The following is a 20558-nucleotide window of genomic DNA, read 5'->3' on the forward strand; positions in this document are numbered from 1 at the left end:
GTAATCAGGATGAATAATATATTTAAAAAGAGATAAATAATAAAGGATTTCAGTGGGATGCCTCCTCTCTTCTTATATTAAATTAATCATACTATAAAATGAAAGAAATGAAATGATAAATAGCGGAAAAATCAGAAATTTTTACGCTAGTATACAATATGTTACAATAAGCTGTGTCAATGAAAGAAGAAATTCCGTGCACCGCGCGGGAGAGGTTCGCGAACTCCCTCTATAAAAAACTATGGAAACAACAATATCCTTAGGTATTGTTTTGTTTTTTTATTGTGACAGTTCAAGAACGTTCTTTCTTCTTATTTATAGTAGAGAAGGAGAATGAGTGAAATGAAAAAAGAAAAAGCAGTTGTTGTTTTTAGTGGAGGACAAGATAGTACGACATGTTTATTTTGGGCAATAGAGCAGTTTGCAGAGGTAGAAGCTGTAACATTTAATTACAATCAACGTCATAAGCTAGAAATTGATTGTGCAGCGGAAATTGCAAAAGAGCTAGGAATAAAGCATACGGTACTAGATATGAGTCTATTAAATCAACTTGCTCCAAATGCGTTAACGAGAACGGATATGGAGATTACACATGAAGAAGGTGAATTGCCATCGACATTTGTAGATGGACGAAATTTACTCTTCCTATCATTTGCTGCTGTATTAGCAAAACAAGTTGGAGCACGTCATATTGTAACAGGTGTATGTGAAACTGATTTCAGTGGTTATCCAGACTGCCGTGACGTGTTTGTGAAATCGTTAAACGTTACTTTAAATTTATCTATGGATTACCCGTTTGTCATTCACACGCCACTTATGTGGATTGATAAAGCTGAAACATGGAAATTATCAGATGAACTTGGAGCATTTGAGTTTGTTCGGGAAAAAACATTAACATGTTATAACGGAATCATTGGTGATGGTTGCGGTGAATGTCCAGCATGTCAACTTCGTAAAGCAGGATTAGATACGTACCTACAGGAACGCGAAGGAGCGAACAACTAATGGATAACTTTTTTGGATTTCGCATCGTAGAGAATTTGCAAAAAATGGACAAGGATATTCAGCGTAAACAACTCAAATACCATAATAAAAGAGTAATGGTCAGCAAGGAATTTACATTTGATGCAGCACACCATTTACACTGTTATGAAGGGAAATGTAAAAACTTACATGGTCACACATATAAAGTTGTATTTGGAATTAGTGGATATGTAAATGAAATAGGTCTTGCAATTGACTTTGGAGATATAAAAGAAATTTGGAAGAATGAAATCGAAATTTATTTAGATCATCGTTATTTAAACGAAACGTTACCTGCAATGAATACGACTGCTGAAAATATGGTCGTTTGGATTTATGAAAAAATGGCAGAAGCACTAACAAAAGAGAATCGAGTGAACGAATATAAAGGAGCTCGCGTTGAATTTGTTCGTCTATTTGAGACGCCGACTAGTTATGCGGAAGTAAGACGGGAGTGGATGCTTGATGAGTAAAATCCCTGTCTTAGAAATATTCGGTCCGACTATTCAAGGTGAAGGAATGGTTGTAGGGCAAAAGACAATGTTTATCCGTACAGCTGGTTGTGATTATAGCTGTGCTTGGTGTGATTCTGCTTTTACGTGGGATGGATCAGCTAAAGATCAAATTAGACAGATGACACCAGAAGATATTTGGGATGAGCTTGTTGCAATTGGAGGAGAAAATTTTTCTCATGTTACGATTTCAGGCGGAAATCCGGCATTACTGAAAAATATTGAGTTTCTTCTTTCAATATTAAAAGAAAATGGAATGCGAACGGCAATTGAAACGCAAGGGAGTAAATGGCAAGATTGGTTACTTCAAATTGATGAGGTAACAATTTCTCCAAAACCACCAAGTTCGACGATGAAAACAGATTTTCAGAAGTTAGATGCTATTATTCAGAAACTAGCAGGAAAAGATATTAGTTTAAAAGTAGTAGTATTCGATGATCATGATTTTGAATATGCAGTTAAGATGCACGAACGTTATCCAGGTGTACCATTTTTCCTGCAAGTAGGAAACGATGATACAAAAACAGTGGATGATGCGATGCTTATTAAAAAATTATTAGATAAGTATGAGTGGCTGATTGATAAAGCTGTAAATTGTAAAGAGATGAATGATGCAAAAGTATTGCCTCAGCTTCATGCGTTAGTATGGGGAAATAAACGCGGCGTATAACGAGAAGGGATGTTTAAAATGACTGGAAGATTAGATGAAGATTTAAAAGATGTAACATTATTAGGAAATCAAAATACAAAATATTTATTTGAATATAGCCCAGAAATATTAGAGGTATTTGATAATAATCATCCAAACCGTGATTATTTTGTAAAATTCAATTGTCCTGAATTTACAAGTTTATGTCCGAAAACAGGACAACCAGATTTTGCAACAATTTATATTAGCTATATTCCAGAGCAAAAAATGGTAGAGAGTAAATCTTTAAAGTTGTATTTATTTAGTTTCCGCAATCATGGTGATTTCCACGAAGATTGCATGAACGTTATTATGAACGATTTAATTAAATTAATGGATCCACGTTACATTGAGGTATGGGGGAAATTCACACCACGTGGTGGCATTTCAATTGATCCATACTGCAACTACGGTCGCCCAGGGACGAAGTATGAACAAATGGCTGACTACCGCATGATGAACCACGATCTATATCCGGAAACAATTGATAATCGTTAATAGAAAGAAAGGGCCTGTATACTATACAGGCCCTTTCTTTCTATTATATTATGCATTTTGATTAATGACAGTATAGTTTTTATGACTTACAACTGTAAGAGGTTCCATATCTAGTTCTCTAAAATTCTTCATAATTGTTATATCAACAATAACAGAGTTTTGATTTACTTTTTGAACACGGCCTTGCATTCCACCTTTAAATTCGATGATATCTCCAGTTTCTGCGATCTGCATAAGCAACTCTCCTTGTTACAGTTTTCCCAAAAAAAGAATAAATTTGGGTTTTTTTTATTTCCTCCTATTTTGAACCATATTTCCTACTTTGTAAATGTTTCCAAAGTAAAAATTCGAAAAATATTCACTTTTTGTAAGAAAATATGTAGAAAATCCATGTTATTTGAAAAAAATAGCAAAAATGCGAGAATCTTTATATCGAGGTATAATGAAAAAGTAGAATAACCTGCTGAAGTGGGAGAAATTAGAGGCGGTAAAATGATGTTTGAATTTGTGGGGAGTGTTATAGCTTTAATTTTATTTTTATTTTCTTATATGCATTTAAAAAAGATTCGTCAATATGATACGAGTACATATTTTGATGGGATGGATGGTATCCATGCTTCGATAACGCATGATAGTGGTGGGGAGATGTAAAGGTATATGACTTTCTTTTCTTGCGTGGTATGATGTTTAGAACTAGTGCATAATAGAGTTCGTAAGTGATGAATGGAGAGTGAAAAGAATGAAGATTTCTTTTATTCGTCATGGTTGTTTAGGTCGTATAAGAGAACCGATGACAATTAATTCATTTCACGAATGGATGAAACAGTATGATTCCGAGTCAATGATACAAAAAGCTAAAATGCCGATAGAAACAATAGAGGCAATTGAAGCAGCGAAATTTGTCTTAACAAGTGATCAAAGGCGTGCTGTACAATCAGCAGCTGAATTAACGGATTCTTTATCTTTTATGCAAAACTCTCTTTTTAGAGAAGCTGAAGTTCCTTCATACTTTTTTGCTCCGAAGTGGTTGAAATGCACAATTAAGGTATGGATGTTCATTGGGCGCACATTATGGATACTTGGCTACCATAAAGATGTTGAGTCTTATAAGGAAGTAAGAGAGAGGGCAAGGCAAGCGGCTTACCTGTTACATCGTTATGCTCTCGTACATGGAAGTATTGCTCTTGTAGGTCATAATTATTTTAATTCGATGATTGGAACGGAGCTGAGGGCAATGGGATGGTCTGGTTCTCCTATTTTGCATAGAAAGCCATGGGGATGTACAACATATACGTTTCACGAGGCGATGGATGGAAATATATTAAATACGAATTTAACATAAAAGCACACGATTTATATAAATCGTGTGCTTTCTTTTTAAGATATAGAAATTTTGACGTTTAATGGTTTTACGAGATGAGCATAAGGTTCGCCTACTAGCATAACAATTTCATCTTTTTTATAACCTAACTTTTCGTATAGTGAATAGGCGCGTGTGTTTTCTAAATTAACAAGTAAAGCGATTTTTTCATGCCCTTTTTCAGTTGCATAGATTTCGGCAGCTTCAATTAATTTAGAACCAATACCTTTTCCACCGTGTGCACTTGAAACTGATAATGTATCAATGTAATACTCATCAAGCTCAGCTTCTTTTTCTAACGTAATCGATTCATCTTTATGTAATTCTCTTAAGTGATGTACAATTGGTGCGTCAAGCTGTGTTGCTTCACTACCGTGATAAGCGACAATAATTCCAACTGCACTCTCGTCTTGTTCATAAATAAAACAGTTTTCGTAGCTCAGACGATTATTTTCTTTTGAGAACCATGTCTCAAGTCCTAGTAATACTTCTGCTTCAACTGTGCTACCTGTGATTTTTTCAGCAATTTCATGCAGAGCATTATACAATAAAGGAGCTATTGCCATTGCATCTGTCTTTTTTGCTTTCCGAATCATAGTATCCCTCCTAGTTCTATTTGTATATTGTAGCATAGTGGTATGGAACTTTGCATAATTGAATGCCGAAATGTTTGATATAGAGAAGTAGCTATGTTAGTATATGATATTTAGTGGACATATAGTAAAACGATATTGTTTGCGAAATAACGAAAATAAAATCATGGCATAACAACAAGATAAAGTGAAATGTTAATCAGTAAGATTTTTTGTTCATTCCACGACTGATTAGTAGTCAACACCAATCGGACTACCCGCAAATAGCGGGATAATTTTACAGTTGTTGACCTATAGAATATACGATAGAATAAAATATTGCAGAGAGGTGAAATACATGGATAAAGAATTAGCAAATACAATTTTAGATCAGCTGAAAAATGGTGAAATAACGGAGTATGTTGTTACGAAAGATGTATTTTATACGTTCAGAGAAGTTGTTGTAAATAGAGAAGACTTTAAGCATTTCATTGGTAACGCACAGCGAGGCGGGCAAGTGATTTATACATATTCAGAAACGCCACGTTCATAAAGGGGAATTTTGATCAGCAGGGCATCCCTCACTGATTAGTAACCTTCACCAACTGGACGTTTAATGTGGGATAAATAAAAGATAAAGGAGAGGGGAATTATGGGCGATTTTAAACAAGGCATTTTACCACATTGGGATTATATGTGGAAAGATAGAGCCGGCAATAGATTTATGGGAATGGTTATGTATCCAGAGAAACGAAAATGTTCAGCAAAAATGCTTCAGAAAATAAAAAGAGCATATGAAGAAGCGATAGAAATTAAAGTAACTGTACAAGTTCAACATACATATCAGTATGTTGAAGGAATGATTGTATACTTTGATGAAGAGGCTCCTGTATGTACAATGCTTGATAAAGATGAAAATCCACATCACATATTTGTAAAAGATATTTTGCGTATTGAGCACTCTGAATAAACTTTTCATAAATAAATTGAAGTTCCATAATAATAATCTTTTTCTATAATAGTTATCTTTTAGTATGTAACGAGAGACGAAAGTATATGTATAATATATTTAATAAGGTAAATTTGATAAATGTAATCGTTTTTTAGAGCAGATTATCGTTTTATATCTGTTCTTTTTTGCGTGATGCTGGAGAAATATATTTCTTCAGCATCTACCGTTTTATGACAAAATATATTGTTAACTTTTTTAAAAATAAGGTTAAATTCGTTGACAACTTTTTTGAAAAGCACTTTATTGACATGAGTTTTAGAATGTTGTTTCATAGTCATTGTATTGAAAAAAAACGGCTATCATGTCGAAAAGTAAAAGTTAAAAAAAGAAAGAATTTATACATATATCTTGTGTCTTATTTTGAAACGTAATACAATATATAGAGAAATCAAGAACAACATATAGAGAATATAGATTTGAGAGGGAGGGTCGGAAATGTTAGTTGCATATGATTCTATGACAGGAAACGTGAAGCGTTTCATTCACAAATTAAATATGCCGGCCGTTCAAATTGATGAAGATCTAGTAATAGATGAAGACTTTATTCTTATTACGTATACAACAGGTTTTGGCAATGTACCAGAACGTGTTTTAGACTTTTTAGAGCGCAATAATGAAAAATTAAAAGGCGTATCTGCAAGCGGCAATCGTAACTGGGGAGACATGTTCGGTGCAAGTGCTGACAAGATTTCTACTAAATATGAAGTGCCTATTGTATCAAAATTTGAGTTATCTGGAACAAATAACGATGTAGAATATTTTAAGGAAAGGGTGCGGGAGATTGCGACACATTGAACTGAATAATGAAATCACGCAAATGCAGGACGGTTTTTATCAGCTTCATAAAGATAAAGAGGCATTAGAAGTCTTTATGGAAGAAGCTAGAGAGAATACCGTTCCTTTTAATAGCGTGGCAGAGCGAATGGAGTATATGAAAGAACATGATTACTATTACAACGTTCTGGACGAGTATAGCTTGGAGGAAGTAGAGGAAGTATATAACATCGCTTATGGTGAAAACTTCGAGTTCCAATCTTATATGGCAGCATCTAAGTTCTACAAAGATTATGCGTTAAAAACGAATGATCAAAAACAATACTTAGAAAGCTATGAAGATCGTGTAGCAATTGTTTCATTATACTTAGGACGCGGTGATGTTTCGAAGGCAAGACAATTCGCAAGCATGATTGTAAAACAAAACTACCAACCAGCGACACCAACCTTTTTAAATGCGGGAAGAAGCAGAAGAGGAGAAATGGTGTCTTGTTTCTTGTTAGAGATGGACGATAGCTTAAATTCGATCGGCTTTAACATTAATACTGCGATGCAATTATCGAAAATCGGCGGGGGAGTAGCTTTAAACTTATCTAAGCTACGCGCACGTGGTGAGCAAATTAAAGGTATCGACAACGCTGCAAGTGGTGTAGTACCTGTTATGAAATTGCTTGAAGATTCGTTTTCATATGCGAATCAACTTGGCCAACGAAAAGGTGCCGGTGCAGTATATTTAAACATTTTCCATTGGGATATTATTGAATTCCTTGATACAAAAAAAATAAATGCCGATGAGAAGAGCCGTATTCAGTCTCTATCAATCGGAATTATCGTTCCAAGTAAGTTCTTTGAGCTTGCTGAGAAAAATGAGCCTTTCCATGTTTTCGCACCTTATACGGTTTATAAAGAATATGGTAAGCATTTAGATGATATTGATATTGATGAAATGTACGATGAATTAATGAGCAATCCGAAAGTGAAGAAGAAGCCACTAGATATTAGTGCACGTGATATGCTTATTAAAATCGCTATGATTCAGCTTGAGTCTGGTTACCCATACTTAATGTTTAAATCAAATGCAAATAATCAACATCCATTGAAGGATATTGGAACTGTGAAGATGTCGAACTTATGTACAGAAATCTTCCAGCTTCAAGAAACTTCAGAAATAAATGATTACGGTACAGATGACATTATCCGTCGTGATATTAACTGTAACTTAGGATCGTTAAATATCGTAAACGTAATGGAAAATAAAGAAATTCGTGAAGCGGTTCATGCAGGAATGGAAGCTTTAACAGCTGTTTCTGATATGACGATCATTCCGAATGCACCAACCGTGAAAAAAGCAAATGACGAGCTTCATTCAGTTGGACTTGGAGCAATGAATTTACACGGGTATTTAGCAAAAAATAAAATCGCTTATGAAAGTGCAGAAGCGAAAGAGTTTGCTCGTACATTCTTTATGATGTTAAATTACTACTCTATTGAGAAAAGTATGGAAATCGCTACAGAAAAAGGCGAGACATTTAAAGACTTCGATAAATCTGATTATGCGAATGGCACATACTTTGAAAAGTATGAAACGACAGATTACAGCCCAGTAACTGAAAAAGTTCAGCAACTATTTGAAGGAATTCATATTCCAACAAAAGAAGATTGGACAAGTTTAAAAGAGCAAGTGCAAAAGAATGGTTTATACAACTCATATCGTCTTGCCATTGCTCCAACACAATCAATCAGTTACGTTCAAAATGCAACTTCAAGCGTAATGCCGATCGTAAGTCAAATCGAATCAAGAACATATGCGAACGCGACAACATATTATCCAATGCCGTATTTATCAAAAGATACGTTCTGGTACTATAAATCTTCTTACGATATGAATCAGTTTAAATTAATTGATTTAATCGCAGAAATTCAAGAACATATTGACCAAGGAATTAGTACAATTCTTTACGTTAATAGTGATATTTCAACACGTGAATTAGCACGTTACTACATCTATGCACATAAAAAAGGCTTAAAGAGTCTGTATTATACGAGAACACGTAAATTAAGCGTGGAAGAGTGTGTGGCTTGTACCGTTTAATATAAAAAGTGAGACATGATGAGCAGGGTTTTCTGAACCCTGCTCATGCTTAGTTATCATATTTAGAGAAGGGGCGATTTAATGCGTGCGGTAAACTGGAACAAAAAAGAAGATGATTTTAGTTTAATGTTTTGGAAGCAAAACATCGCTCAGTTTTGGACAGAAGAAGAAATTGCGGTTTCGTCTGACAAAAATACTTGGGTGCAATTATCGAAAGAAGAGCAAATTGCTTATAAGCGTGTATTAGGTGGTTTAACACTTTTAGATACGAAACAAGGTGGCGAAGGAATGCCACTTGTACTTGTTCATCTTGAAAATTTACAAGCTAAAAGTGTATTAGCTTTCATGGGAGCTATGGAAGAAGTACATGCGAAGAGTTACAGTCATATCTTTACAACGTTAGCTACTGAAGAAGAAATTGATGATATTTTTGACTGGGTAGACAATCATCCATTACTTGAGAAAAAGGCCGGTATTATTACTGGTTACTATCGTCGTTTGTTAAAGCCTGAAGTAACGAAAAAAGAGCTGTATATGGCAATGGTAGCAAGTGTGTTCTTAGAAAGTTATTTATTCTATAGTGGATTCTTCTATCCGCTTTACTTAGCTGGTCAAGGAAAACTAACAGCAAGTGGTGAGATTATTAACTTGATAATTCGTGATGAGTCAATTCACGGCGTATTCGTCGGTATTTTAGCACAACAAATCTTCGCAGAACTTTCTGCAGAAGAGCAACAAGAAGTGCAAAAAGAAACACAAGAGTTATTAATGGAACTATATGAAATTGAAATGGCCTATACAGAAGAAATTTACACTTCTATCGGTCTTGTAGAAGATGTAAATCGTTTCGTTCGTTACAATGCGAATAAAGGGCTTATGAACTTAGGACTTGAGCCGAAGTTTGAAGAAGAAGAAATTAACCCAATCGTTTTAAATGGTTTACGTACAGATACGAAAAACCATGATTTCTTCTCTGTAAAAGGAAATGGTTACGTAAAAGCAACGAACGTTGAAAAGTTAGCTGACGATGACTTCGTGTTTAACTTTTAATATAGGATTATAAAGAAAAGCTGTCTTATTCATTGATAAGACAGCTTTTCTTTATAATTTTGTTTACATAACACTATTATTTCTATATAGCGATTTATGTTTGGGAAGTTCTATTCGGTTAACGGATAGAACTTTTTGTAATTAAATGGGTATTTACAAACTTTTTGTATCAGTGTATTATTTAACTAGTACACCGATACAAAAGGAGGGAAGAAATGAAAATAGAGTTTTCTCCAAATATACCAATTTACATTCAGGTAATGGAATACATAAAAAAAGAGATCGTAACAGGACATTTATTGCCTGGTGATAAAATTCCCTCTGTCCGTGAATTAGCGAGTGAATTACAAGTGAATCCAAATACGATTCAGCGTACATTTCAAGAGCTAGAACGGGATGGAGTTGTTGTAACACGTAGAGGAATGGGACGGTATGTAACGAATGAAGGGGAGAAAATTATGGAGCTGCGAAAAGAGATGGCGAAAGAATTACTTCATTCTTTTATAGATGGAATGGACAATTTAGGTTTTTCAGAAGAAGAAATTCTTACAATTCTTCGTTCTTCATTACATGATAAGAGGGAGGAGAGCCAATGACAGAGCTATTAAAAATAGAAAATTTATGGAAGAGATACGGATTAAAAGCAGTGATCCGTGAATTAAACATAGAGATTACGGAAGGGAAAATCGTTGGGCTTGTTGGAGATAACGGGAGCGGGAAAACGACGTTATTGAAAATGATTGCAGGCTTGCAACACCCTTCTGAAGGTAGTATCACAATAGACGGTAAAAAGGTAGGATTACAGACGAAAGAAATCGTTTCATTTATGTCTGATAAGCCAGTCTTTGATGATTGGATGACTGTAAAAGACGCTTTATTTTTCTACCGAGATTTTTATAAAGACTTCGATATTCAAAAAGCGGTAGATACGATTGCAGAATTTAAAATACCGTTAGAAGAAAAAATTACAGCATTGTCAAAAGGTATGATAGAGAAGCTGCAAATCATTTTAACATTTTCTCGAAAAGCGAAGCTATACGTACTGGATGAGCCATTGGGCGGGATAGATCTTGTTTCTAGAGAACATGTACTTGAGTTAATACTTAAATTTTATCGTGAAGATTGTACGCTACTTATATCGACTCATTTAATAAGAGAAATCGAAAATATATTTGATGAAGTAATCTTTTTGAAAGATGGAGAAATAATATTACATGAAAATGTGGAAGAACTACGATTTCAAAAGGGTAAAGCAGTACATGAGCTGTTTAAGGAGGCCTATGAGAAATGAGTCAGCTTTTTCTTTATCTGTATAATTGTAATAAGAGAAAGATAGCCATTATTTACTTTGGTTTTATTACAGTTTCATTAATTCTTTTATTTAATATGAAAGGAGTTTCAGGAGTTAGAATTTCAGGTAGGCAAGATATAATTATTATTATATTCTTTATCGTACTAGGTATAAATGGATTTGCAATTCTTTTAACAGGTATATCGTCTTTTCGGAAAATGTTAAAAAACTCTATGCTACGTTATACTTCTATTTCAGCAAAAAAGTACATATGTGCAAATATTTTATTCTGTGTACTACTCTTTATGATTTTGCTAGGAATAGGAATCATTTTTCTATACTATTTTTCTTTAAATATTTACAATGGAAAAACTAATTTAGGTATTCAGCAAGCAATACACAGTTTATATAATTATGGAATATTACATCATATGTTATCTATTTTCTTATGGGGACTAGATTTTCTTAATATGCTAGTTTCTATTTATTTTATTATAGTAATTGTAAAACTATTAAATGTGAAATCATCGATGAATAAAGTTGCTTGTTTAGTTTTATTCGTCATTTTTACCGTATTTAATGGAGGAATAACGTATATTTTTCAGCAAATAGAAAAGTATGTGTTTGCTATAAATAATATTGGATTTATAGATCAAAATGGTTTTTTAAATACATCATTTTATTCTGGTACAGAGGTTACAATTTTAAATCTATTTTTTAATTGTTTATTAACAATTATATTACTAGTAGTTACAGGTCACATAGTCGATAAAAAACTAGAAGTCTAAAGGAGGAATCAGCATTGGGAAACGTAGTAGTAAAGTTAGAGAATGTTCGAAAAAGGATTGGTGGAACGGAAATTATTCGTGGTTTATCATTTGAGGTTCGTGAAGGAGAAGTATACGGATTCCTTGGACCGAACGGTAGCGGTAAGACGACGACGATCCGTATGATGACAGGTCTTATTTCAATGACAGAGGGCGATATTACAATTTGTGGACATAGTATTCGCTCGGAGCGTGAAAAGGCACTAGAGCAAATTGGAGCGATTGTAGAAAATCCTGAACTATATGATTATATGACAGGAATGCAAAACTTAAAGCATTTTGCGAACATGGCCATTACTCTAATTAGTAAAGAGCGTATTGCTGAGATTGTAAAGCTTGTTGAATTAGAGCATGCGATTCATAAAAAGGTGAAAACATATTCACTTGGTATGAAACAACGTTTAGGAATTGCACAGGCATTACTTCATCAGCCGAAAATCTTAATTTTAGATGAGCCGACAAATGGATTAGATCCAGCTGGTATTCGCCAAATTCGTGATTATTTACAACGTTTAGCGAAAGAAGAGAATATTGCTGTAATCGTATCAAGTCACTTATTGAGTGAAATTGAATTAATGTGTGATCGCGTTGTTATTATTAAACAAGGTGAGTTTGTACAAGAGTACAACTTACATGAAAAAGTGAAACATGATGAGGCAGTCGTTGTAGCGTTTGAAGTAGATGAAGCTCAGAAAGCGAATGAAATCATTAAAGGTAAAGCAAAAGGGAATGTAATTGTAGCATCTGTAACAAAAGACAACATTCCGCAACTCGTAAAAAAACTTGTGCATGCTGATGTGCTTGTATACGGAGTTACTGTTCAAAATAAAACGTTAGAGGATGAGTTCTTAGCGATTACTGGGGGAGTGAAAGCGTAATGTTTAAATTAATTCAAAATGAATTTTTAAAGTTGCATGCGAAAAAAGGTATGTATATTTTAATTGGTGTCATTGCGGCACTCGAAATTTTAGGTACTTTAGCAATGTTGAAGTGGGGAAAAGGTGATGAGTTTAAGGGATCATATTTAGATTATGCAAACTCAGAGATTGGCTTAATCGTTTTATTTACAACGATTTTTGGGATTACACTTGCTGCCCGTACTATTACTGATGAGTTCCAAAAAGGTACAATTAAGCAATTGTTAATCCGTCCAAGAAAAAGACTTGCAGTTTTATTTTCTAAATATATTACAGTGTTATTAGCAATGTTATTTATCGTATTAGCTGGTATGCTAATTGCAATGATTATTGGCGGTATTGTAATGGATGGTAGTAAAACAGAATTAACGTTAGGAATCGTAATGAAGTCCACTTTATATCAACTACTTTCACCGTTCTTTTTTGCAACACTTGCATTTTTCCTAGCAAATGTCTTTAGAAAGTCTGTATTACCATTAATTATTACGATGTTCCTATTTTTCTTACAAGGTGCAATTAATATGGTATTAATAATGTTTGCAAAAGGTGTAGCGAAGTTTGTAGTATTCAACCATTTGGATTTAAGAGCTTACGATAGCAATAAATTAATCAATGGTGGAATGGAACCAACATTTACAGAATTTACGTTTACAACTTCATTATTACTTGTAGCTGCATACTTTGTTGTGTTACTTGTAGCATCAAGTGCATTATTCCAAAAACGTGACGTATTATAATAAAAGAAATCCCCGCTTGTAAAAACGGGGATTTTTATTACATAAATTTCACTTGGATTGCAACTTGAAGAACAGCGATATGGTATTTTAAGAGCTATGTTGTTTGAAAGTAATTGAGAAAAATAGGAAGAGTTTCAACTATATTCATATTATAATGTAGTTATCCGACCATTTACTTTTACTATCTTTGGAGGTGTTCTATATGCACTATGCATTTTCACGTATAAGGCTACGTAGCTTTTTTGGATGGATGATTATAGGGGTGTTCCTTATAATGATACCATTAGGTCTAGCAAATGTTTCTGAGAATACGATGGAGGTTATTTCACAAATAACTGTATTTTTTGTATTTCCGTTACTTTGGCTATACGTAAAAACAAATAAAAATAATATTGTATTTAACAGTTTTTTTGATAAGCCAGGACGTTTATCTTGGGGATTAATTGTATTAGCAACGATAATGGGGATGATTTTTTCAGTTGGCATATCTCAGATTCAATTTTACATATTAGCACATACGTTACCGAATTTCTTAGTTACTATGCTAGAAGACGGAAATGTTATTAATACGAGTAACGTATATATGACGATATTTACTTTCATTTCAGCATGTGTGTTAGCACCTATTATGGAAGAGGTTATTTTTAGGGGATTTTTCTTACAGCGAATGGCTCATAAATGGGGAATTAAAAAAGCTGTAATTATATCTTCAATTATTTTTGGCCTAGGACATTTTGATGTTATTGGTGCGTTCATGTTTGGTGTCGTTATGTGTCTTTTATACATAAAGACAAAAAATATATGGACGAATATAGCTGTGCACGCTCTAAATAATTTGATTGCAACAAGTATGCAATTTTTCGGTGGAGAAGAAAGTGGTACAATCTCAATTACTGAATTACAAGCGCAAAGTAATTTATGGATTGGTATCGGTCTTACAGTTGTTGGATTACTATGGTTAATTCCGTATGTTTGGAAACAATGGCGTACAGTAAAAGAAGTTGGCGTGCCACCAGTACGTTTTATAAATGAGCAAAAAGTAGTGAATTCATCACAAGAAAATGAAGTGTATAGTCAAGTGATCGTAACCGATAGATTGATGGCCATAGAGTTACCAGATGAGGCTGTAAATAAGCTTCGGTTAGAAGAAAATGATTATGTAACAGTAGCTGTAGAAGAAGATAAAATCGTTATAAAGAAAGCACATAATAGATAATTAAAAAGTAGCTCTTAGGAGCTACTTTTTAATTTGTAATAATTTCTACACGAAAATTATTACCGTTCTTTACATATTTAATATCTGTAACAGTGCGGACTGTCTTTAAAATCTCCACTTTTTCACCAATTCGCGGGATGGTCGGAACATTGTCCCAAATACCAAGCAAGTCATCTAATTGTGCCGTTTTTTCATAAAACCAGATTTTCAATGTAAAGCCCCTTTCTCGAATTTTATGTATTTTAATACATAATATATTATTTTTATTCTTATTGTAAGGGGTTTTTTAATAATTTATGAATAAAAATAAATTAATCTTCTGGGAAGATATGTTCAATATCAGGAGTAAGAGATACTTCTGATAATACGATATGAGAAACTGTCGTTGCATATGAAGAAACATCATTGATAAATTCTTCAAGTTCAACGAGTGAAGGAACAGAAATTTTTACAATGTAGCATAAGCTTCCTGTTACTCGGTAACAAAAACTTGCAGATGGATAAGACTGAATAAACTGTTGCATACGTGTTGTATCACCATTTTTTAAAGTGATTTCTAAAATACAATCTAAAACTAGTCCTGCTTTTTTATAGTCGATATCGATTGTATATTTTTGAATAACGCCTTCACTTTCAAGTTTACGAACACGTTCTGCAGTAGACGGAGCAGATAAGTTTACTCGTTTCGCCAATTCACGCATCGAAAGGCGACTATCATTATATAATTCATTTAAAATTTTTCGATCAACACGGTCTAGTTGCATTTGTAAATATACCTCCAGTAAAATAATGATTTTTGTAAAGGGAAAATATAAATTAAGATTCATATGAAATGTAAAGTGAACGTTATTTATTTTACAATAAAACAGAAGGAAATAGGAGGGGAAATGATGGAGAGAATTTCATTATCAAATGTAGGAGATACAAAGTTTCAAAAGTTATTAGGGCATAATTCGGATATATTACACTCGTGGAGTAAGTTAGAAGATACACTGTACAATAAAGGAACTCTTTCAGCAGAGTTGAAGGAGCAAGTGAGAAGGACATTAGCGTATGGGAATGAATGTCCGTACTGTATGGCAAAGGGAAGACCTGATGATGTGCAAAAGGCAGAGGAGATTGGTGTAGCCGTTACTTTTGCGCATACATTTGTTCATGACCGAAAAGCAATAGATGATACTATGTTTCACGCATTAAAACAATATTGGACAGAAAAAGAAATTGTAGAGCTTTGCGCCTATGTTTGCTTTATTACCGCGTCACAACAACTTGGTTTTCTATTTCAATTACAGCCAAATTAAGGGGGAAATGATGACAAATCAAATAGCACTTATCATAATCGATGTACAAAAGGCATTTCAATTACCAGATTGGGGTGAGAGAAATAATATTTTTGCTGAAGAAAACATGAGAATTTTGTTAGAAGAATGGAGAAAAAGGAAACGACCAGTTTTTCATATTCAACATGTAAATAAAGAAAATGCTCAGTCAATGTTTTATGAGAGAGCGGAAACGGTAAACTTTAAAGAAGAAGTGCAACCACTACTTGGTGAATTGGTTATTCAGAAATTCGTTAACAGCGCGTTCATTGGGACAAATTTAGAAGAGCAATTAAGAAAGAACAAATGTAATGCAGTAGTGGTTGTAGGATTAACGACAAATCATTGCGTGGAAACTACGACACGAATGGCAGGGAATTTAGGATTTACAACATATTTAGTGAGTGATGCAACGGCTACTTTTAACCGTATAGGTTTAGATGGTAAAGAGTATAGTGCAGAAGATATTCACAATATGACACTTGTAAATTTACATGAAGAGTTTGCTACGATTGTGACGACAAAAGAAGTGTTAAAATTATTTTAAGAAAATAATTGCGAATTATGTAGAAAAAAATAAGAATATTTCGTATAATCTAAGTACAATCATTTTGAAAATAGGGGTGGCATCATATGGAGCAAATTTCAGTAAAGAAATTAGAAGAGGTACTTGTTGTAGCAGGGGATGATAAACAGAAGCAAAAGGAATTTTATGAATTGCTCTTATCTACTGAGTTTTATGTTGCTGGTTCACTAGAAGCAGAGGACGGGGCAACAGAAGGAATACTTCGTTTGCGTCATTTCCAAGGAGAAGGTAGATGGATCGTTCCGTTCTTTACACAAATGGAATTTGTAAAAGATGTGTTGCCAGAAGGAACGCCCCTTATTACGATACGTGGGAAAGAGTTATTTGGTAGCATTGAGAAAGATGCTACAGCTGTATTAAATGTTGGCACTGATATAAGTAAAACATTTATTCCAGAAGAAATTGCAGATATCGCATCTGGACGAATTTTTAATTATTATAAGTAAAAGGAAAAGCGTAATCGCTTTTCCTTTTACTTTTTAATTTGAATATGAAGTGGCTATACCAGAAGAAATAGAGACTGTTTTATTATTCGTGTTTATTGTCGCTGTAGCTCCAAGTGGAATACCGATGTTTGGACTTATATGTCCAATTGGTAAATCGAATAGGACAGGTATATGATATGGCGCGAAATATTCATATAATATTGTTTGCAATGATTGAGATGGCTTTGAAGGAGTGCAGTCGTGACAACTTGTGAAAATAACGCCCCTGCATTCATTAAACTTTCCAGATAAAAGTAGCTGATTTAACATACGGTCAATGCGGTATGGTTCTTCACCAATGTCTTCAAGTAATAAAAGTGTATTGTCCGTATTTATCTCGTAGGGCGAACCAATTATACTTGTTAACACAGCTAAATTTCCTCCAACTAACGTACTTGTAACTGTACTGTGAGAGCTAGGTACGATACATTCTGATGCAGATAAAATGGTTGAATACGGATGGAATAGCTGATTAAAAGAGGATAAAGATAGGGAATCAATACCTTTTCCTAGTTCTTCAATCATCGGACCATGAAATGTTATAAGCTTTGCATAACGTGAAAAAGCAGTATGTAAAGCTGTAATGTCGCTATATCCCCAAAAGATTTTTTGATTCTGCCTAATAACTTCATATTGAATGTGAGGAAGAAGACGAGCACTTCCATAACCACCTCGTGCACAAAAAATTGCCTTCACTTCATTATTTGTAAATGCTTCATGTATATCGTCAAGCCGAACTTGATCACTTCCGGCTAAAAATCCATATTTCTCGTAAACACTCTTCCCGATTATTACGGATAACCCCATCTCTTGTAATACATTCACACCTTTTAATACATTTTCGATTGTAGGTGGACCAGATGGTGCAATAATCATTACTGTATCACCTTGTTTTAATGCATTTGGATAAATCATTAAGCTCAGCCTCCTTCTCTTTCAATATATTCGCTTCATTTGAGGTCCAACCCTTGCAAAAGCAGGGGAAAGCTTATCAAATAAAGAAGATATAAAGGAAATAGGAGGGAAAATGATGTTTACAAGTCGAGTAACAGACATATTAAAAATTGAGTATCCCGTCGTTCAAGCCGGTATGGCAGGCACGATTACGACGCCAGAACTTGTTGCAGCAGTAAGTAATAGCGGAGGATTAGGGACGCTTGGAGCGGGCTATATGAGCCCAGAACAAATTCGTGAAGCGATTTATAGAATAAGAGAACTAACAGATAAGCCTTTCGGTGTTAATTTACTTGTAACGAAAGAGATACAAATAGAAGAAGAGAAGATAAATGAGGCGAAAGTATTACTAAGTGGAGTGAATAGAGAATTAGGTATAGAAGTAGAGGGGACGTTAAAGCTTCCAAAAAGCTATAAGGAACAATTACAAGTGCTATTAGATGAAAAAGTACCGGTCGTTAGTTTTGCATTTCAAACGTTAGAAAAAGAAGAAATAAATGCTTTAAAAAGAAGTGGAATAAAAGTTATCGGAACAGCTACCCATGTGAAGGAAGCGAAAGTACTTGCTGAGCTAGGAGTAGATATTATTATCGGACAAGGTAGCGAAGCAGGAGGGCATAGAGGAACGTTTATTGGGAAAGAACGAGATGCTATGATTGGTACTTTTGCGTTAGTACCTCAGTTAGTAGAAGCTGTTCCGCATATCCCAATTGTCGCAGCAGGTGGTGTAATGAACGGACAAGGGCTTGTTGCGGCATTGGCACTAGGAGCAGAAGGTGTTCAAATGGGATCGGCCTTTTTAACAAGTGAAGAGAGTGTTACGCACGATGTGTATAAAGAAGCGGTTTTACATAGTACAGATACGAGCACAACGGTAACTCGTGCGTTTTCCGGGAAATATGCACGGGGTATCCGGAATGAATTTATAGAGAGACATGAAGGAAAAGAAGAAGGGCTTCCGATGTATCCAGTGCAAAACGTATTAACTTCTAAAATACGCCAAGAGGCAGCGAAGCAAAATAAGGAAGAATATATGTCACTTTGGGCAGGACAGGCAGCATCGTTGGCACGAATCGAATCAGCTCAGCATGTAGTGGAGCGAGTTATGAAAGAAGCGGGGAATGCAATCGAGCAATTACAAAATATATACAAAAAGACCACTTGAGTAATTCAAGCGGTCTTTTCATTAGTTTGCTTTATAAAATTGTTGGATGGCTTCGTCGATGTAAACCCAGCCTTTCCAACCTAAGTGCATATGATCTTTTAAGAAGTATTTATCGTATTCATGATTTGAGAAGTCGGCAATTGGATAACCAGCTTTTTCAATTTGCTCATGAACTTTCTTATAGTATGCTTCGCGGCGTTCTTTCGGGAAGCCAGCGTAGTCGTACCAAGGACCTTTTACAGGAACAGAAATGAAGAGTGGTTTTGCACCAGATTGTTTTAATAAATCAAGTACAATTTGTAAATCTTCATATTCTGGCGATTGGTCATAAGAATCATTTTTTAAGTAACCTTCACGTTGCTTTAATTTTTTCTTAATTTTGCTATTGAAATAATCATCTTCAATACCGTATTCATTAGATCCAGATTCTACTGCACCTGTTTGATCCGCATGTTTACGAGCCTCTTCCCAGTTCATTTGTTTTAATGAAGGATCAAGCTTTTCTTTGTGCGGTTTAATATTAAACATAGCTGTAAATAAATCTTTACGATCTAAAATGTTACGATAAATATAAGCGAAAGGTTTAGCAGCAAGTGCTTTTACTTTATACTTCGTATCATCATAAGCGATACCTTCAAGCGAAATTTTTAATAAAGTTTCTTTTTTTACAATCTCAAAGTTTAATAAACGCTGTGCAATTTGTTTTTTCATTTCAGGTTTTAAATCATTGTTGAAAATGAAGTGGTAACCTTGTTGTTTTGAAAAGTTAGGTGCAAAGTGCGTCTCGTCAATACCTTGTGGTACAAACCATTGCGGAGAAAGAACGAATACCATTTTCTTATCTTTCAATTGATCCATTGTAGATGCGAAGTTTAACACATGTACAAGGTCTTGTGTTCCGCCGCGTCCAAGAAGGAATGGCGTAAATCCTTCAGGCTTTACTTTAAAATAATTAGATGGATGGAAAGCATCCATACGTGCGAATTCCGATGAACCGTACATCGGAAGATATTTTGGATCTGCTAACATCTTTTGCTGTAAAATCATACTTTGAATTTTTTCTTCTTTTAAAGAAGTAGCAGCTTGTTCTACTTTTTCATCACTTAAAAGTGGAAGTAGAAAGCGCGTTGGAATAAGTAAGAATACAGCAAAAAGGGCCAATGCTAAAAGCATCGGACCAAATTTTGCTTTGTTCATCGGATTTCTTCCAACTTTTTAATAACCATGTTTGGTGTAGCCCACTCGTCACGGTCAAAATCAGAAATAGAAACTTCAATATCTAAACGCTCTTGGAATTCAACTAATAAAGATACTACAGCGAAAGAATCAAGGATACCTTCTTCAAATAATTGAACATCTAAGTTTTCTTTCACAATATCGTTTTCACATACTTCTTCTAAAATATCTAATACTTGCTCTTTGAATTCTGCCATTTTTAAAATCTCCTTTATATCCGAAATATATTATATGTGCAACTTCT

At 34.4% G+C, this 20558-nt stretch carries 28 protein-coding genes and 1 riboswitch; of the genes, 21 read left to right on the plus strand and 7 right to left on the minus strand.

What is annotated here, in order from left to right; all coding sequences use genetic code 11:
* Positions 1-205 precede the first annotated feature (205 nt).
* A riboswitch (PreQ1 riboswitch) is annotated at positions 206-249 on the plus strand.
* A gap of 93 nt (positions 250-342) precedes the next feature.
* From queC to queF, 4 genes are read left to right on the plus strand one after another with little or no spacing between them, the layout of a single operon-like run.
* Positions 343-1005 (plus strand): 7-cyano-7-deazaguanine synthase QueC, encoded by a 663-nt coding sequence (queC, locus tag MRP26_RS11320; RefSeq protein WP_000711595.1) that lies wholly within the window; start codon positions 343-345, stop codon positions 1003-1005.
* Positions 1005-1496, plus strand: coding sequence for a 6-carboxytetrahydropterin synthase QueD (gene queD, locus MRP26_RS11325; protein ID WP_000368414.1), 492 nt, complete (start codon positions 1005-1007; stop codon positions 1494-1496). Before queC ends, queD begins: the two co-directional genes overlap by 1 nt.
* Positions 1489-2205 carry a 7-carboxy-7-deazaguanine synthase QueE gene (gene queE / locus MRP26_RS11330; RefSeq protein WP_000036299.1) on the plus strand — a complete coding sequence of 239 codons (717 nt, stop codon included), beginning with the start codon at positions 1489-1491 and terminating at the stop codon, positions 2203-2205. The genes queD and queE overlap by 8 nt, the downstream gene beginning before the upstream one ends.
* A gap of 18 nt (positions 2206-2223) precedes the next feature.
* Positions 2224-2721, plus strand: coding sequence for a preQ(1) synthase (gene queF, locus MRP26_RS11335; protein ID WP_001986050.1), 498 nt, complete (start codon positions 2224-2226; stop codon positions 2719-2721).
* Positions 2722-2769: 48 nt separating this feature from the next.
* Here the strand turns inward: queF and MRP26_RS11340 are convergent, their stop codons facing one another.
* Entirely contained in the window at positions 2770-2955 is a 186-nt protein-coding gene (locus MRP26_RS11340) for a YkvS family protein (RefSeq protein WP_001165082.1), read from the minus strand.
* A gap of 261 nt (positions 2956-3216) precedes the next feature.
* Here MRP26_RS11340 and MRP26_RS11345 point away from each other — a divergent pair, with 261 nt between their 5' ends.
* Together MRP26_RS11345 and MRP26_RS11350 are read left to right on the plus strand one after the other, a co-directional pair.
* The gene (locus MRP26_RS11345) at positions 3217-3372 is read left to right on the plus strand and encodes a hypothetical protein (protein ID WP_000461432.1); all 156 of its coding nucleotides are present in this window, start codon (positions 3217-3219) and stop codon (positions 3370-3372) included.
* A gap of 88 nt (positions 3373-3460) precedes the next feature.
* Positions 3461-4063, plus strand: coding sequence for a hypothetical protein (locus MRP26_RS11350; protein ID WP_000703093.1), 603 nt, complete (start codon positions 3461-3463; stop codon positions 4061-4063).
* 35 nt (positions 4064-4098) lie between these two features.
* On the opposite strand, the gene MRP26_RS11355 is transcribed toward MRP26_RS11350, so the two are convergent.
* Complete coding sequence (locus MRP26_RS11355) at positions 4099-4677, minus strand: GNAT family N-acetyltransferase (protein WP_000619547.1); 579 nt, start codon at positions 4675-4677, stop codon at positions 4099-4101.
* 334 nt (positions 4678-5011) lie between these two features.
* Here MRP26_RS11355 and MRP26_RS11360 point away from each other — a divergent pair, with 334 nt between their 5' ends.
* The 11 genes from MRP26_RS11360 to MRP26_RS11410 all read left to right on the plus strand — a co-directional run bounded on the left by MRP26_RS11360 (position 5012) and on the right by MRP26_RS11410 (position 14569).
* Entirely contained in the window at positions 5012-5206 is a 195-nt protein-coding gene (locus MRP26_RS11360; protein ID WP_000356686.1) for a hypothetical protein, read from the plus strand.
* A 99-nt stretch (positions 5207-5305) separates the two neighbouring features.
* The gene (locus MRP26_RS11365) at positions 5306-5623 is read left to right on the plus strand and encodes a hypothetical protein (protein ID WP_000502199.1); all 318 of its coding nucleotides are present in this window, start codon (positions 5306-5308) and stop codon (positions 5621-5623) included.
* A gap of 477 nt (positions 5624-6100) precedes the next feature.
* Positions 6101-6460: a class Ib ribonucleoside-diphosphate reductase assembly flavoprotein NrdI gene (gene nrdI / locus MRP26_RS11370; protein WP_000959447.1), complete on the plus strand. Its 360-nt coding sequence runs from the start codon at positions 6101-6103 to the stop codon at positions 6458-6460.
* On the plus strand, positions 6447-8531 hold the full coding sequence (gene nrdE, locus MRP26_RS11375) for a class 1b ribonucleoside-diphosphate reductase subunit alpha (RefSeq protein WP_001215839.1): 2085 nt from the start codon (positions 6447-6449) through the stop codon (positions 8529-8531). The genes nrdI and nrdE overlap by 14 nt, the downstream gene beginning before the upstream one ends.
* Before the next feature lie 81 nt (positions 8532-8612).
* Positions 8613-9581, plus strand: coding sequence for a class 1b ribonucleoside-diphosphate reductase subunit beta (nrdF, locus tag MRP26_RS11380; protein WP_001203025.1), 969 nt, complete (start codon positions 8613-8615; stop codon positions 9579-9581).
* Between the two features lie 215 nt (positions 9582-9796).
* Positions 9797-10177, plus strand: coding sequence for a GntR family transcriptional regulator (locus tag MRP26_RS11385; RefSeq protein ID WP_000687503.1), 381 nt, complete (start codon positions 9797-9799; stop codon positions 10175-10177).
* Entirely contained in the window at positions 10174-10872 is a 699-nt protein-coding gene (locus MRP26_RS11390) for an ABC transporter ATP-binding protein (RefSeq protein WP_000137746.1), read from the plus strand. Before MRP26_RS11385 ends, MRP26_RS11390 begins: the two co-directional genes overlap by 4 nt.
* Complete coding sequence (locus MRP26_RS11395; RefSeq protein WP_242806160.1) at positions 10869-11660, plus strand: ABC transporter permease; 792 nt, start codon at positions 10869-10871, stop codon at positions 11658-11660. Before MRP26_RS11390 ends, MRP26_RS11395 begins: the two co-directional genes overlap by 4 nt.
* A 14-nt stretch (positions 11661-11674) precedes the next feature.
* Complete coding sequence (locus MRP26_RS11400; RefSeq protein ID WP_242806161.1) at positions 11675-12577, plus strand: ABC transporter ATP-binding protein; 903 nt, start codon at positions 11675-11677, stop codon at positions 12575-12577.
* Positions 12577-13353 carry an ABC transporter permease gene (locus MRP26_RS11405; protein ID WP_016082360.1) on the plus strand — a complete coding sequence of 259 codons (777 nt, stop codon included), beginning with the start codon at positions 12577-12579 and terminating at the stop codon, positions 13351-13353. Before MRP26_RS11400 ends, MRP26_RS11405 begins: the two co-directional genes overlap by 1 nt.
* A 202-nt stretch (positions 13354-13555) precedes the next feature.
* Positions 13556-14569: a CPBP family intramembrane glutamic endopeptidase gene (locus MRP26_RS11410; protein WP_000558808.1), complete on the plus strand. Its 1014-nt coding sequence runs from the start codon at positions 13556-13558 to the stop codon at positions 14567-14569.
* A gap of 28 nt (positions 14570-14597) precedes the next feature.
* Here the strand turns inward: MRP26_RS11410 and MRP26_RS11415 are convergent, their stop codons facing one another.
* Positions 14598-14780, minus strand: coding sequence for a DUF3913 family protein (locus MRP26_RS11415; RefSeq protein WP_000707107.1), 183 nt, complete (start codon positions 14778-14780; stop codon positions 14598-14600).
* A gap of 100 nt (positions 14781-14880) precedes the next feature.
* Positions 14881-15333, minus strand: a complete 453-nt coding sequence (locus tag MRP26_RS11420; protein WP_001175498.1) for an Lrp/AsnC family transcriptional regulator — start codon at positions 15331-15333, stop codon at positions 14881-14883.
* A gap of 126 nt (positions 15334-15459) precedes the next feature.
* Here MRP26_RS11420 and MRP26_RS11425 point away from each other — a divergent pair, with 126 nt between their 5' ends.
* From MRP26_RS11425 to MRP26_RS11435, 3 genes are all read left to right on the plus strand, one after another.
* Positions 15460-15870, plus strand: a complete 411-nt coding sequence (locus MRP26_RS11425; RefSeq protein ID WP_016082359.1) for a carboxymuconolactone decarboxylase family protein — start codon at positions 15460-15462, stop codon at positions 15868-15870.
* A 10-nt stretch (positions 15871-15880) separates the two neighbouring features.
* A complete protein-coding gene (locus MRP26_RS11430) occupies positions 15881-16435 on the plus strand; it encodes a cysteine hydrolase family protein (protein WP_069355282.1) in 555 nt (184 codons plus the stop codon).
* Between the two features lie 86 nt (positions 16436-16521).
* On the plus strand, positions 16522-16920 hold the full coding sequence (locus MRP26_RS11435; RefSeq protein ID WP_000435265.1) for an SseB family protein: 399 nt from the start codon (positions 16522-16524) through the stop codon (positions 16918-16920).
* A 33-nt stretch (positions 16921-16953) separates the two neighbouring features.
* Here the strand turns inward: MRP26_RS11435 and MRP26_RS11440 are convergent, their stop codons facing one another.
* On the minus strand, positions 16954-17874 hold the full coding sequence (locus MRP26_RS11440; RefSeq protein ID WP_098680115.1) for a S66 peptidase family protein: 921 nt from the start codon (positions 17872-17874) through the stop codon (positions 16954-16956).
* Between the two features lie 115 nt (positions 17875-17989).
* Between MRP26_RS11440 and MRP26_RS11445 the strand changes: the two genes are divergently transcribed.
* On the plus strand, positions 17990-19078 hold the full coding sequence (locus tag MRP26_RS11445) for an NAD(P)H-dependent flavin oxidoreductase (RefSeq protein ID WP_069355284.1): 1089 nt from the start codon (positions 17990-17992) through the stop codon (positions 19076-19078).
* Between the two features lie 21 nt (positions 19079-19099).
* On the opposite strand, the gene dltD is transcribed toward MRP26_RS11445, so the two are convergent.
* Positions 19100-20275: a D-alanyl-lipoteichoic acid biosynthesis protein DltD gene (dltD, locus tag MRP26_RS11450; protein WP_098680113.1), complete on the minus strand. Its 1176-nt coding sequence runs from the start codon at positions 20273-20275 to the stop codon at positions 19100-19102.
* On the minus strand, positions 20272-20511 hold the full coding sequence (gene dltC / locus MRP26_RS11455; protein ID WP_000807310.1) for a D-alanine--poly(phosphoribitol) ligase subunit DltC: 240 nt from the start codon (positions 20509-20511) through the stop codon (positions 20272-20274). Before dltC ends, dltD begins: the two co-directional genes overlap by 4 nt.
* Positions 20512-20558: the final 47 nt, after the last annotated feature.

Source organism: Bacillus sp. CCB-MMP212, assembly GCF_022748145.1.
Classification (GTDB): Bacteria; Bacillota; Bacilli; order Bacillales; family Bacillaceae_G; genus Bacillus_A; species Bacillus_A cereus.